The organism is Caldalkalibacillus thermarum (genome assembly GCF_014644735.1).
Classification (GTDB): domain Bacteria; phylum Bacillota; class Bacilli; order Caldalkalibacillales; family Caldalkalibacillaceae; genus Caldalkalibacillus; species Caldalkalibacillus thermarum.
The window spans coordinates 1-12,628 of record NZ_BMKZ01000056.1 but is presented as its reverse complement, the minus strand read 5'-3'; the positions used below and the strand labels follow the sequence as shown (position 1 = coordinate 12,628).

Below are 12,628 nucleotides of genomic sequence, written 5' to 3'. Positions count from 1 at the left end.
GGTAGCAGTACATGGACACAGTTTTCCACTGCGGCCAATCCATCTCGTGTATTTAACCAGCAAGGAACGTGGCAGATCAGGTTAACCGTTACTGATCCATTTGGAGCAAGTCATAGCCGTACGCAATCGTTGACGGTACAAAATCGAAACCCAGTAGCTGATTTTACTTTTTCTCCAAACACGATCTATCACGACACGGAAGTAACGTTTACGAACCGCTCAACAGACCCAGATGGTGACAAGCTGACCTACCGTTGGGAGTTCCAAGCACCGGGTAGCAGTACATGGACACAATTTTCCACTGTGGCCAATCCAGTACAAGTGTTTAATATTAAAGGCACATGGCAGATCAGATTGACTGTTACTGATCCGTTTGGAGCCAGCCACAGTGTAACAAGAAGCCTTCAAGTACAAAACCTTGCGCCTGTAGCAGGTTTTACTTGGACACCGCTTAATCCACGTGAAGATGATGAAGTGCAGTTTATCAATACTTCACGAGATCCTGACGATCCGTTTGAAACATTAAGCTTTGAATGGATAGCTATTGATCCTAATGGTCGGGTCATCAACATGGGCAGTGACACTAATCCTACATTCATATTTGATAGAGACGGAATGTGGCAGGTCACTCTTACTGTTACTGATCCGGACGGAGCAAAAGACAAGAAAACGGTGAATATCTTCGTTCAACATATTTTTGAAGCTTCAGTCAAACATGTGCCGTCATGGGAAGAACGCAGAAGCCGTCTTGGACTGTTAAGCGCAACATTCTTTGCTGGAGAACCGTTCCTTCTGGAAGCAAAGGGTAGCAGGAGAACTGAATCCATTACTGTTCTTTCTCCGTTTAATGTAGGAGAAAATCGTATTGAACTTGTTAAACAAGGGGAAATTTGGTCTTCCGTGTTATATGATCCACAATTTGCAGGTTTGGAGGAAGGTGAATATACCTTTGTTTTCGAGTTTAAAACCAGTGATGGACGCACACATACAAAAGAAGTGACCGTGCGCATTGCTGGGCGTTTGGATACTTTGATTCATTTGACTAAATGATGAAAAAAGGGTAACGGATATGTTCCGTTGCCCTTTTTCGATCAAAACAATGGGAGCAGGAAGGGGTAGATGATATTGGGAAGATAAAATTCGGTATAACTCTTGGTTTGATCTTTTTGGTTGGCATAGGGGCAGGATTGGTTGCTCAGCATTTGATTGTAAATCAGGGTTTTCCTTCTGTCCCCGATATTTCGGCCAAACAACTGGAACAGAAAATAGCAAAAGGAGACACTTTTGGGGTTATCTATTATTCGCCGGAATGTCAGGTCTGTCAGTTGATGGGACAGGAGTTGCAAAATTTTCGAGATGTCTATAGAGACATCCCAATTTACGCCGTTGATGTTACGAAAACAGGAAATTTCTTCGGTGGACAAATGGCCAAACCAAAACTGGAATATTACATAGGGGGTGAGCTTCATTATGTGATGGAAGGCTTCAACAGCAGTGACCAACTGAAAAAAATTATGGATTCACTTGATCTGTAACAAAAAGAAAGGAGACGAATGCATTGAGAATCAAGGGAATAGGATTTATTCTTGTTGGAATTGTACTTGCCGTTATTGCGGGTGTAGTAGCTTCCACAACCGTCAGCAAGGCAACCGGAGATACGCCGGTAGTGGTGGCCAAAACGGACATTCCGGCATACACCCAGATCACGCCGGAAGATGTTATGGTGGTGTACCTTCCGGCCAACAGCGTGGCTCCACAGGCGGCACAGTCGCTTGAACAGGTGGTTGACCGTTTCACCCGCACCATGATTGTTGCTGGAAGTCAGGTGCAAAGGGACCATCTCAGTGTAGAAGGGCAAAATGACTTTGCTTCCCTGCTCACCAGTTTTGGTGATGCCGAGTTAAGGGCTTTTGCCCTGCCAAGCCAGAATCCGCTTTTGAGACGTGTTCAACCGGGCAACACCGTTGACCTGTACACTGTTTTTGAAACGGATGAGGCTGTCGAAAGCGTTCTGTTGGCTGAACGTGTATTGGTACTTGGGATTGCCAATCCAGATGATCCGCAAGGAATCATATTGGCACTAACGCATGATCAGATACAGACCATCCTGCCGGTGATGAATCAGGTACAGATTACTTTAGTGCCGTACAGCGCCGGGCAGGATGTGGATTTGGACGATCAATTTGACTCTGTTAGTAATGTGGAAGAAGAGGATGTGGAAGAACATATGGAGGGTGATGCTTAATGCAAAAACAGGTGATTGTCATTGAAACCAATCAGAACGATGCACAAAATGCCGCCAGATCGCTGGTGAAGGTGGAAGGAGTCAACATTGGTCTGTTGACTCCTTCTGTTTCCTATGCATTGGAAAAAGCGAAAGAAATCAATCCGTATCTGGTGGTTATTGACGAAAAAGTGCAGGGTATTGAAGAATTTTGTCAACGTATGAAGCAGGAAATGCCAAACGTGAAGGTGGTTGTGACATCAGAAAACATTACCGCTGACATGGAACAGAAAGCCAAACAGTGGGGAGTCAAGGCTTTGCTACCTAAACCGCTTCATGAGATTGAACAGGAGTTGCCTGCTTTGTTTGTTGACAAGCAGGTTTCTGAAACACCCACTTTTGAGTGGGAGCCACAGCAGGCGTTTCAGTATAACGAACCGGAGCAAACCGCAACTCCGGGTTTTGGTGGAGGGAATACAGAACCTGCACAAACCGGGCAACAGCCATTTACGTTTCTACAGCAACAATCACCACAGCAACCACAGCATGGGCCGTGGTCTCAGCCGTCCCAGCCCAGCCCCTTCAATCAACAGTATGGACAGCAACAAGGCGTTTTTGGTGAACAGCCAGCACAGGGACAGCACCCACACGGGCAACAGATGATTCAGACGGGATCACAGCAGTTTTATGGCGGATATGGCTTTCAGCCCCCACGCCCGAAGATGATTATTACCGTCTATTCACCCAAAGGCGGTGTGGGAAAAACCACCACAAGCCTGAACCTTGCTGTTGCCTTACGCAAGGTGTCTGCCAAATATCTGGGTGAACAGAACGCTTTTAACGTGGGACTGGCTGACTTTGACGTTGACTTTGGTGATGTGGCGGCCAGCCTTCAGCTTGTACCCAGAGGAAGCGTCATTGACTGGCCAAAGGAAGACAATTTTGACTTTGAGTACGTCAAAAACCTGTTCACGTTCCATGGCCCGTCCAAAGTGGCCATACTGGCAGGGCCGGAAAGACCGGAAATGGAATTTATGCTTGATCAGCAACAGGCAACCAGAGTGATAGATGGCATGAGCAAGATTTTTGATATTGTCGTGGTGGACATGGGCTATTCACTCCGCAAATCCTCCCTGCTGGCCATGTCAAGGGCGACACACCCCCTGTTCATCACAACACCGGATACACCAGCCGTGAGGGACATGACAAGAGCAAAACGCTCCTTGGAAGAACATAACATCAATTTCAGCAAAGCGGGGCTGATTATCAACAAGATTCCACGCAAAGGCAGACCGCCTCTATCCATACAGGAAGTGAAGCGGTATATCGGTATCCCTGTGGTGGGAGAAGTGCCGGAAGACCCGCTTGTTCTGGAAGCACTGAGCGAAGGGAAACCATTGGCATTAAACGAAAAATCTCCGGCCGCTCAGGAGATTGAAAGAATTGCCTATAACATCATCAAGGACTATCTGCCTGCTGAGCATGAGCAGAAGAAACAGGGCTTTTTCAGCCGTCTGTTCGGGAGGTTTTCCGCATGATCAGTGAGCAGGAGCTTAACGAAACACGTTATGCCATACTGGCGGAGATGGAAAAAACCATCAAGGAAAACGCCACACGTGAAGAGGTTTATATGCAAATTCTTGATGCCATCTCCCGCCGGGGGTTGAAGCTGGACTTCAGGGTGAGGGAACAGTTCATTGAGGAATTGATACAGGATGTGACCGGCTTCGGTCCCATACAGGAGTTTTTAAATGACCCGTCCGTGACAGAGATATGGATTTATGGCTATGACAAAATCGTGATAGAAAAAGACGGGGAACGGATTAAGACGGAAGCCAGATTCCGTGATGACCAGCACTTGAGAAACACACTGGAAAAGATTATTGCTCCGGTGGGCAAGCGTCTGGACGAGTCTGAACCCAGAGTGGATGCCAGACTGCCTGATGGAAGCCGTCTCAATGCGGTCATTCCGCCCATTGCAGTGGACGGTACACAGGTGACCATCCGCAAATTCAAGCGTTCGCTCACCATATATGATCTGATCAAAAGCGGCTCTCTCACATGGGAGGCCGCTGATTTTCTGGCCAAAATGACCCGTGGACGGGCCAACATCATTGTCAGCGGCGGGACATCGTCAGGTAAAACCACACTGCTCAACTGTCTGTCCGAATTTTGGGGTGAGATGGAGTCCATTGTCGTCATTGAAGACCCTGCTGAATTGAATCTCAAAGGCAAATGGGTCAGAAGAATGGAAGCCAGAGGGGCCAACATGCAGGGCGAAGGTGAAGTCACTGTAAGGGATTTGGTCAAAAACAGCCTGCGGCAGGCTCCGGACAGAATCATTGTTGGTGAGATCAGGGACGGAACGGCGGTGGATATGGTACAGGCCATGATGACCGGCCACTCCGGCTCCATGAGTACAATCCATGCGGACAACGTGGAAAGTATGGCCAATAACCGTCTGCCCGACTTGATCTCCGAGGGAAACCCCGTCCTTTCACCGGATGTGATTTTAAAACGTGTTGCCAGTGCCATAGATATTGGCGTTCATGCTGAACAGGTGGACGGCAAACGCCGGGTGGTGCAGATCGCCGAAATTACAGGTGTCAAAGACGGTGTCGTTCAGGTCAACAATCTGTTTGTTTTTAAGAATGGCTCGTTGCAAAAAGTGGGTGAACCTAGTCAGGAATTGTTGGAACGTACCGTCAAGTTTGGGGTGGACTGGTCATCTCCATTGCTCAGAAAACAGGAAGAACCTAAAGAGCCAATCTGGTCATGGGAAGGAGAGGAAGCCGTTTGATCTTTGTATTCACCGCATTGGCCGTTCTTTTTCTGTTGCTGGGGTTATATGAACTCACAACGTACAGAAAAAGGCGGGTAGAGGAAGTCATTCTGGGTCAGAAAAAGAAGCTGGAGCTTAATATTCCGGCTGAAAGAGTGAAGATGGTACTGGCTGTCATTGGTTATGCCGTGTTCTTTTTTGCAGGAGGCTGGTATCTGGTTGGCGGAGTTGTATGGGGAGCAATGATGGCAGGTGTTGGTGCTGTCATCCCCTTTCTCTTGTCACGGGAGCGTTATGAGAAAAAAGTGCGGAAAATGGAAAAGGAACTGGAAGAAGCTTTGTATCAGGGGGTCAATGTTTTAAGAGGCGGCGGGGGGATGTATCAGTTTCTGGAGTATTTGGCTTCCGACAAGACAGGAGAACTGATCCGTCCTCATTTCAGAAAGGCTTTTGCCACGGTCAAGGATTTGGGTCAACCCCCGGTGGAGGCTTTCCGCAAGCTGGCGGATGAACTGCCAGAACTGAAAGACCTGAAAATGCTTTCCGCTTCTTTTGAGGAAGCGCAGAGAAACGGGGCCGACTTGAGTCAGGTGGCGGAAATGTTTGCTGAAGACACACGAAACCGCAGACTGTTACGTGAGGAAATGGTGGCCAAGACGACACAGGGTCAACTGACGGCCTTGTTGCTGTTGGGGATCGGTATTGGTGTGCCGGCCGTACTGAAAGCTTTCAGCTTTTTTACGGACAATCCGACACTGGGGGGCAGTGACCTTGTCGGTGTGCAACTGATGACCTTTTTCTGCTATGTCCTCATGATTTTCGGGTTTTTCTTCGTTCGCCGCATGATCAGAGTTTAATAGCGAAGCGTCCCGGTTCTGCCGGGTTGTCTTTACGAAGTAAAGACATAGCGAAGTGTCCCGGCTGTGCGAATTCAAGACAAAAGGAGGGGGATTCTTTTTGACAGGACTACTGACAGGATTGAGTGTTTTTCTTATTGTCACCGGTATCTACATGATTGTTTCCCACAGGCGTTACGTGTTGGATGCCGTCATTCTGGCTGACACTTCTTCCAGAGCCTTTGTTCCGGTTGAGGAAGCAAAAACATTGTTTGACAATCTTGCCCGCAAGCTGGAAGTCGTGGCACAGGCACTGGTCAGAAACGATAAGCAGAAAGAGAAGCTGAACCGTCTGCTGGATCAGGCCGGGGAAAGAATCACGGCGGAACAGCTTGTGAGCAGACAGTTGGCCGGGGGATTGATCGGTCTGTTGTTTGGCGGCACAGCCCTTATTGCTGGAAGTGTGGGTGTCATCATTGCCGTTTTGTTTAGTTTTTACGGTTTCATGTATCCCAAAATGATCATTCATCGCAAATGGCGAACCAGACGCAGGCAGATAGGTGAAGACCTGTTGCCCTTTACAGATGTACTGGCCTTGATGCTTGAGACAGGCTCGTCTCTTTATGGCGGCATGGAAAAGGCGGCCAAGGCGGTGGGCGGGCCTTTGGGTGAGGATATGGAAGCCATGCTCAAGCAGGGGCAACGGGAAGGGTTTACCGAAGCGTTGCACAAAATGGGCACACGGATCAACCATCCCATGCTGGATGGATTGATCACCATTATTTCACAGGCCAACCGCTATGGGGCTGGCATGGATGTTGTTCATGCCTTGCGCCAGTTTTCCTTTGCCTTAAGAACACACCGCCGCCATGAAATTGATCGTGAAATACAGAAGATGGGGATTAAGATTCTGTTCCCTATCTTCTTTTTCATCCTCGTACCGATGATGGCCATTCTCTTTGCACCGGTGCTGGCCTCTTTCGGGCAGAGTGGTCTGTTGTGAGGCGGCCAATAAAGAAAGTCACCATCACGAACGGACTCTACCGATGTGAAGTGCTGGTGGCCGATACGTTGTGGCTGAGGATGAGGGGACTGTTGTTCCGTTATGACTGGAAAGGGGGGATGCTGTTACCAACGAAGAGCATACACACCTTTTTCATGCACCAGTCGCTGGATGTCTATTTTCTGGATCAGTCCGGCAAGGTGCTGAAAGCACTGTTGGATTTCCCGCCGGGCAAGATTTCGCCCATAGTCAGGGAAGCCAAAATGGTGCTGGAAGTGCCGGTCGGAGCCTTGGGCAACGTGTTGCCCGGCAGTCGCTTGTATATTGATCAAAAAAACAAAACAGGAGGTTTTTTGTATGGTAGAACGCATTTATAAATCACTGATGGTTTTCTTGGTTATGTTAGGCACACTGAATCTTCGTCTCAGAAAACAGGAAGGACAGACTTGGATGGAATACGGCATGATAATTGGTGGAGCCATCTTAGTCATCGTCTTGGTCATGGTTCTGTTTGGCGATCGGATTATGGCCATGTTTAGTGACATCAATAACGCTATTAAAGTTCGTCAACCGAATCAGGGGTGGTAAAAACACGGCCTCCTTTTGCGAGGCCTTTCTAAATTTCCAAAAAAGAGGTGAAACAGACAGGTGTGTCCAAATATAAAAAACAACAGAGGACAGGCTTTTGTCGAATTTGCTCTTATTCTACCTGTCTTTCTTTTTCTTATTGTAGTCGGTCTCATTCTGGCATTAGCCATCAATGCCAAAGTGACCGTCAGCCATGCCAGCCATGAAGCTGGACGGGTAGCAGCGGTAACCACAGAAGAAGAAACGATACGCATGATTGCCGAAAGGCGTGTGATCGAAGGTGGATTAATGTATAATTATGAAAATCTGAAAACTTTTGATCCTAAATCCGATATATTAATTACCAGAAACAGGGACGGTACGGTGACGGTCACCGTCAATTACCGCCAGCCCACGGTTGTCCCCATGATTGGTTCCCTTTTGGGTAACCCCGACTTTTGGGGCACGTACATTCCCATTCGTTCTTCAGCCACCTTTCTGGATGAAACCCGTTTGGGGGATGGGTAATGAATGGATGGCACACAATGGCTGAAAAGTTTCATGTTCGGTATCATCGTTTTCCTCGTGTTACTGATGGTGGGCTGGTGGCTGTTGTTCGAGGGAGGTGAGTTGACATTACCGGAGTGGTTGTGGTGGTTGTATCGGTGGCTGTGATCGTGGCCGTGATCACTGATCTGGAGAAGATGATCATTCCCAACTGGCTCACCTATCCCCTTTTCGTTTCAGCGATTGTTTTCAAAACCATTGACGGCGGCATGACCGGTCTTTGGCAAGCCGTTGTGGCCGGTTTCTTAAGCGGACTTCTGTTTTTTATTCCCGCATGGTTCAATCAGGTGGGGATGGGTGACGTGAAACTGATGGCAGGGATAGGAGCATGGACTTCATTTGGCGTGGTGCTGTTATCCTTTGTCGTGGCCAGTATCTTTGGTTTTATCATTACGCTCAGCGTACTGGTATACAAACTGCTTGTCAAGAAACGGTCTTACCGTGAAGTGAGAACAGAACCTATTCCGTATGCCCCTGCGCTGGGCATGGGCGTGATGGTGGTTTTATGGTGGCCGTATTTCTAGGTGGTATGCGTATACCACATCAAAAACAAAAGGAGGACTGGATATGCGTATTCATTGGATAATAGTTCTGTTGATCAGTGCTTTGGTGTTAAGTGGATGTGGAGGAAACATAGATAACAAGGATCAGATTTCAGCGGCAAAAACGTTTGTTAAGGCATTAATAGACGCTGATGGTAAACGGATTGACAAAATCAACCGTTCTCCAGCCCTGCTTTACCCAACGGATTATATTTTGGTAGAGTTGGCTCCCCGTTTTTCCGATTTCAGCTTGTCTGATTTTGAGTTTGAGATTTCTGAAAACAATCCGAATATCGTTATAGTAACAAACAAGGAAACCGAACGGCAGTATCGCATGGAGTTTCTGGAAGACAGTGGTCGGTACTATTTTTTTGATTTGAGATAATCAAATAAGGAGGAATTTGTATGAGCAAACTGAAGGAAAAAATCAAATACATTTTAAGTGAGATGCCCAAGTGGCAGTTGGCCTTGATTTGTGCCGTCTCTGTTTTGGCAGTAGGAACCATTGTTTATGCGTTCAATCAGCCTGAGCCTGAACGTGAGTTGTGGGGGCTGGAAGAGGAAGAGGAATCCATCGCATGGGTGGAGGACATTGTGCCTGTGCGTGAGGTGGAGGAAGAAGCGGCAGAAGAAGAGGAACAGGAAGAAACGAAGGAAGAGAAGAATAAGCGGGAAGTGAAGGAAGAGAAACGAGAAGACAGTAAACCCAAGCAGGATGCACCAGTAGCCAAGAACAACACTTCTTCTTCGGGTGGATCGTCTGGAAGTTCATCCGGCGGTTCCTCCGGCGGTGAGAAGAAAAGCAGTTCATCCGGTAGCAGTTCCTCCGGTAGCAGTAGTTCGTCCGGTTCTTCCGGTGGTTCATCTTCAAGCAGTTCATCCGGTTCATCGTCTGGTAGCAGTTCATCCGGTGGATCGTCCGGCGGTGAGAAGAAAAGCGGTTCATCCGGTTCTTCCGGCAGTTCTTCCAGTGGAACACGAGAATCGCATATTGTAAAACCGGGTTCCGGCAGTTCCTCCGGTAGCGGTGGTTCATCGAGAAGTGGCTCATCTGGTGGTTCATCCGGTAGCAGTGGTTCTGGAAGCGGTTCTTCTGGTGGTTCATCCGGTAGCGGTGGTTCTGGAAGTGGTTCTTCTGGTGGTTCATCCGGTAGCGGCTCATCTGGCGGTTCATCCGGTGGCGGTGGCTCTTCCGGTAACAATGGTGGTTCAAATAATGACGGCTGGCAGGATGACTTGCCTCCTGTGGAGGAATACAATGATGGGCCGGGATATGATGCAAGCGACAGACTTAGACCATAATCATTACAAGACCCATGAGGGTCTTTTTCTTTTGGGAGGGGAGCAGTTTTGAAACGGATCAGTCTGTTTGTTCTGGCTTTGCTTGTTTTTTTGCAACCGTTGGCGGTGGAAGCGTCCAACTGGCCCGCTTTTGGCCGGGACGACACCCGTCAGCGGACAGCGGTGGACCAAAAGGCTATGCCCCCGTTGTACAAAAAGTGGGAAGTGGAAAACATCGGCTGGTCCATCTCATCACCGGTTACGGATGGTACGTACATTTACCATGTGGCCGGTGGTTTTTTGTACAAAATTCCGCTCAATCTCAACTTTTATGACCAGCCCCTTACGGTCAGTTCCTTTTTGAGACAGCGGGGAATCAACAATGAACAGGTTCAGCGGGTGAGAATCAGTGACAATCCCCATGTGGCCAGTCATCCCACGTATGATCCTATAAGGAACAGGATTTATGTGGGGACGGGGGACAACAGGGTGGCAAGGATTAATCCTTCTACGATGAGAATTGAACGATGGTTTAGTGCTGGCGCACGTGTGGTGGCGGCTCCTACCGTATTGGGAGAAGACCTTTTGGTCTATTCCACGGGAGAAAGGGCAAGGCTTTTTTTGGCAAAACATGATCAACGGGATTTTATAAACTACGGCGACTCTCCGGCTGAAATCACCGGTACGGTGGCGGTCAAACAGACCAGCCGGGGGCCGATCATTTTTGTGCCGATTAACTATCGGGGTCAGAACAGACCGGGGTTTGTCGATGCCATCCGGGTCATTGACCGGGGGCGGGGACGGGCTCCCGGTTTTGAATTTGTGTGGAGCCGTCCTTTCCGTACGGACAACGGCGTGGCGGCCAGTATCGTTTATGACGAAAGAAGGGATCGTATTTATTTTGCCGACAAAAGCGGTGCGGTGTATGCGGTCAATGCCTCCACGGGACGGCAGGTGTGGAAAAACACCCGTTACCGTCATTCCAGTTCGGCCACCACAATGGTAAATAACTCTCCTGCACTGTATGGGGATACACTGGTTATTCCGTATCGCTATCAAGGAGGGCGTAACCGGGGCATGATTGCCGCCTTTAACGTGACTAACGGTCAGGTGCGCTGGGCGAGAACATCGGCAGGGGAGCCTCTTTCAACGGGCAACTATCAGGGAGAAATATCCTCGGCTCCGGTCATCATCGTGCAGGGCAACCAGCGGATTGTGCTGTTCGGTAATACCCGTGGGGTTCTGCGGGCGGTCAATCTGTCCAATGGACAGGCCAGACCTGTAGCACGGCAGGGGAATCGTGATCTTATGTCTGTCCGTTTTGAAGGTGGAAGGCCAGAAAGTATCTATCAAGGGCAGGGAATTGCCACAGAGATCATGGTGGCCAACGGTCATATCGTTTTTGGGGCCAATGATGGTGCAACACCCAACCGAAGCGGAAACAACGGCAACCTGTATGCCTTCTCCACGGAAGACTTTCCGTTCATGATGCCGCTCAGTCTGACGGGTCGTGTCCATGCACAGGAAACCATTCCACAGGGTGCGCCGCTTCCAGTTTATTTCGGGCCGTGGAACATCGGCACTCGTGACATTAACCAGCCGTTTTCCGTGCGTCTTTACGTCAACAACGTGATGGTCAGGGAAGAGCGATACAACCGTTTGAGAAGTGGAGAATTGATTGGACAGTGGATTACCGTTCCGGCGCAGGTGGCCACACCGTCCAGAGGCAAGAAGGAGATTCGTCTTGAGGTGGACGTGCGTAATGAGGTGGATGAGCCGGTCAGAAGCGACAACATCATCAGGCGTTATTACGAAGTCACCCCAGCCATACCCATCAATTGCCCGGAAGGCTTTAACTGGGAAGGAGACCGTTGTGTGAAACGTTGGACGGAACACCGGATAACGGACAGACAAACACGGGCTATCAGGGTGCGCTAGCTTCACGTTGAGTGAAGACAAAGGGAGGTTACATCATGCACAAAAACGAGAAAGGCGTGGTCATGCCTCTGTTTGCCATGACCGCCGTCTGTTTTCTTCTGATTTTATTTCTCATTGTGGACATTGGTGCAGTGCGTATTGTACAGGGTGACCTGTACAAGTCACTGGATGCCGGGGCATTGGCCGGAGCCGCCCAGTCCAGCCACCATGAGTTTTACGAGTACGAACAGCAGGCTGAACGAATTCCCATCATTCGCCGTGAAGAAGTGTTCAATCAGGAATGTGTGAATACTCCTGCAGGCAGGGAGTGCCGCCGTGTGCCTCCTTACTACCGTGAAGTGTTAGTTGGTTGGCAGTACCGCTTGCACGAGGAACAGGGGAGTTTAGTGGCGGACTGGGTGGAAATTGAACGTGATGCGGCTTACAGGGTTGCTCAGGATGTGTTCTGGCGCAATGCACAGGAAATGGGGCTGAACGAGGGAGACAACCGGGTCTTGTGGGTGGAGCCTGAACAAAAGGAACTGGATGTGCTTCAGATGGAAGGGGAGGTTCGGGTTTTACACCGCTATTTGCCATCGTTTGTACAGGGATTCTTTGGTGAGACTGTTCCTCATTCGGTCAATGTTCACAAGTCGGTTGATGCAAAAGCGGTTTTGAGGGAATGACACAAGGAGGAAAGGTCATATGGACAGGGAGTTATACCAGATCATTGACCCTCATGCAGACTGGTGGAATGACAAGGGAGAGGAAAAGAACCAGCAGGCAAAGAAAGCACTGGTTCTTTTTTGTGACGAGCTTCGCAAAAGAAAACCGGCAAAAGTGTACGAAAAACGGGATGCGATTCACTCTTGGTATCTTTTTCATATGCTTCATATCAGAAAGGCGTTT

At 49.0% G+C, this 12,628-nt stretch carries 16 protein-coding genes; all 16 read left to right on the top strand.

Annotation, left to right across the window (positions count from 1 at the left end):
• On the top strand, positions 1 to 1,050 hold a 1,050-nt coding region (locus IEW48_RS15105; RefSeq protein ID WP_188624492.1), incomplete at its 5' end, for a PKD domain-containing protein.
• Between the two features lie 137 nt (positions 1,051 to 1,187).
• Positions 1,188 to 1,535 carry a thioredoxin family protein gene (locus tag IEW48_RS15100; RefSeq protein WP_188624491.1) on the top strand — a complete coding sequence of 116 codons (348 nt, stop codon included), beginning with the start codon at positions 1,188 to 1,190 and terminating at the stop codon, positions 1,533 to 1,535.
• 23 nt (positions 1,536 to 1,558) lie between these two features.
• A complete protein-coding gene (gene cpaB / locus IEW48_RS15095; RefSeq protein WP_188624490.1) occupies positions 1,559 to 2,245 on the top strand; it encodes a Flp pilus assembly protein CpaB in 687 nt (228 codons plus the stop codon).
• On the top strand, positions 2,245 to 3,762 hold the full coding sequence (locus IEW48_RS15090; protein ID WP_188624489.1) for a CpaE/TadZ family protein: 1,518 nt from the start codon (positions 2,245 to 2,247) through the stop codon (positions 3,760 to 3,762). The genes cpaB and IEW48_RS15090 overlap by 1 nt, the downstream gene beginning before the upstream one ends.
• Positions 3,759 to 5,024: a TadA family conjugal transfer-associated ATPase gene (locus tag IEW48_RS15085; protein ID WP_188624488.1), complete on the top strand. Its 1,266-nt coding sequence runs from the start codon at positions 3,759 to 3,761 to the stop codon at positions 5,022 to 5,024. The genes IEW48_RS15090 and IEW48_RS15085 overlap by 4 nt, the downstream gene beginning before the upstream one ends.
• A complete protein-coding gene (locus tag IEW48_RS15080; protein ID WP_188624487.1) occupies positions 5,021 to 5,863 on the top strand; it encodes a type II secretion system F family protein in 843 nt (280 codons plus the stop codon). The genes IEW48_RS15085 and IEW48_RS15080 overlap by 4 nt, the downstream gene beginning before the upstream one ends.
• A gap of 100 nt (positions 5,864 to 5,963) precedes the next feature.
• Positions 5,964 to 6,845, top strand: a complete 882-nt coding sequence (locus IEW48_RS15075) for a type II secretion system F family protein (RefSeq protein ID WP_188624486.1) — start codon at positions 5,964 to 5,966, stop codon at positions 6,843 to 6,845.
• Positions 6,842 to 7,222 (top strand): DUF192 domain-containing protein, encoded by a 381-nt coding sequence (locus IEW48_RS15070; RefSeq protein ID WP_188624485.1) that lies wholly within the window; start codon positions 6,842 to 6,844, stop codon positions 7,220 to 7,222. The genes IEW48_RS15075 and IEW48_RS15070 overlap by 4 nt, the downstream gene beginning before the upstream one ends.
• Positions 7,203 to 7,433, top strand: a complete 231-nt coding sequence (locus IEW48_RS15065) for a Flp family type IVb pilin (protein ID WP_188624484.1) — start codon at positions 7,203 to 7,205, stop codon at positions 7,431 to 7,433. The genes IEW48_RS15070 and IEW48_RS15065 overlap by 20 nt, the downstream gene beginning before the upstream one ends.
• Positions 7,434 to 7,493: 60 nt before the next feature.
• Entirely contained in the window at positions 7,494 to 7,940 is a 447-nt protein-coding gene (locus tag IEW48_RS15060) for a TadE/TadG family type IV pilus assembly protein (RefSeq protein WP_188624483.1), read from the top strand.
• Between the two features lie 137 nt (positions 7,941 to 8,077).
• Positions 8,078 to 8,503: an A24 family peptidase gene (locus IEW48_RS15055; protein WP_188624482.1), complete on the top strand. Its 426-nt coding sequence runs from the start codon at positions 8,078 to 8,080 to the stop codon at positions 8,501 to 8,503.
• Between the two features lie 43 nt (positions 8,504 to 8,546).
• Positions 8,547 to 8,906 carry a hypothetical protein gene (locus IEW48_RS15050; RefSeq protein WP_188624481.1) on the top strand — a complete coding sequence of 120 codons (360 nt, stop codon included), beginning with the start codon at positions 8,547 to 8,549 and terminating at the stop codon, positions 8,904 to 8,906.
• 20 nt (positions 8,907 to 8,926) lie between these two features.
• Positions 8,927 to 9,823 carry a hypothetical protein gene (locus tag IEW48_RS15045; RefSeq protein ID WP_188624480.1) on the top strand — a complete coding sequence of 299 codons (897 nt, stop codon included), beginning with the start codon at positions 8,927 to 8,929 and terminating at the stop codon, positions 9,821 to 9,823.
• 48 nt (positions 9,824 to 9,871) lie between these two features.
• On the top strand, positions 9,872 to 11,740 hold the full coding sequence (locus IEW48_RS15040; protein WP_188624479.1) for an outer membrane protein assembly factor BamB family protein: 1,869 nt from the start codon (positions 9,872 to 9,874) through the stop codon (positions 11,738 to 11,740).
• Between the two features lie 35 nt (positions 11,741 to 11,775).
• Positions 11,776 to 12,405: a TadE/TadG family type IV pilus assembly protein gene (locus IEW48_RS15035; protein WP_188624478.1), complete on the top strand. Its 630-nt coding sequence runs from the start codon at positions 11,776 to 11,778 to the stop codon at positions 12,403 to 12,405.
• Between the two features lie 19 nt (positions 12,406 to 12,424).
• On the top strand, positions 12,425 to 12,628 hold a 204-nt coding region (locus IEW48_RS15030), incomplete at its 3' end, for a hypothetical protein (protein ID WP_229704079.1).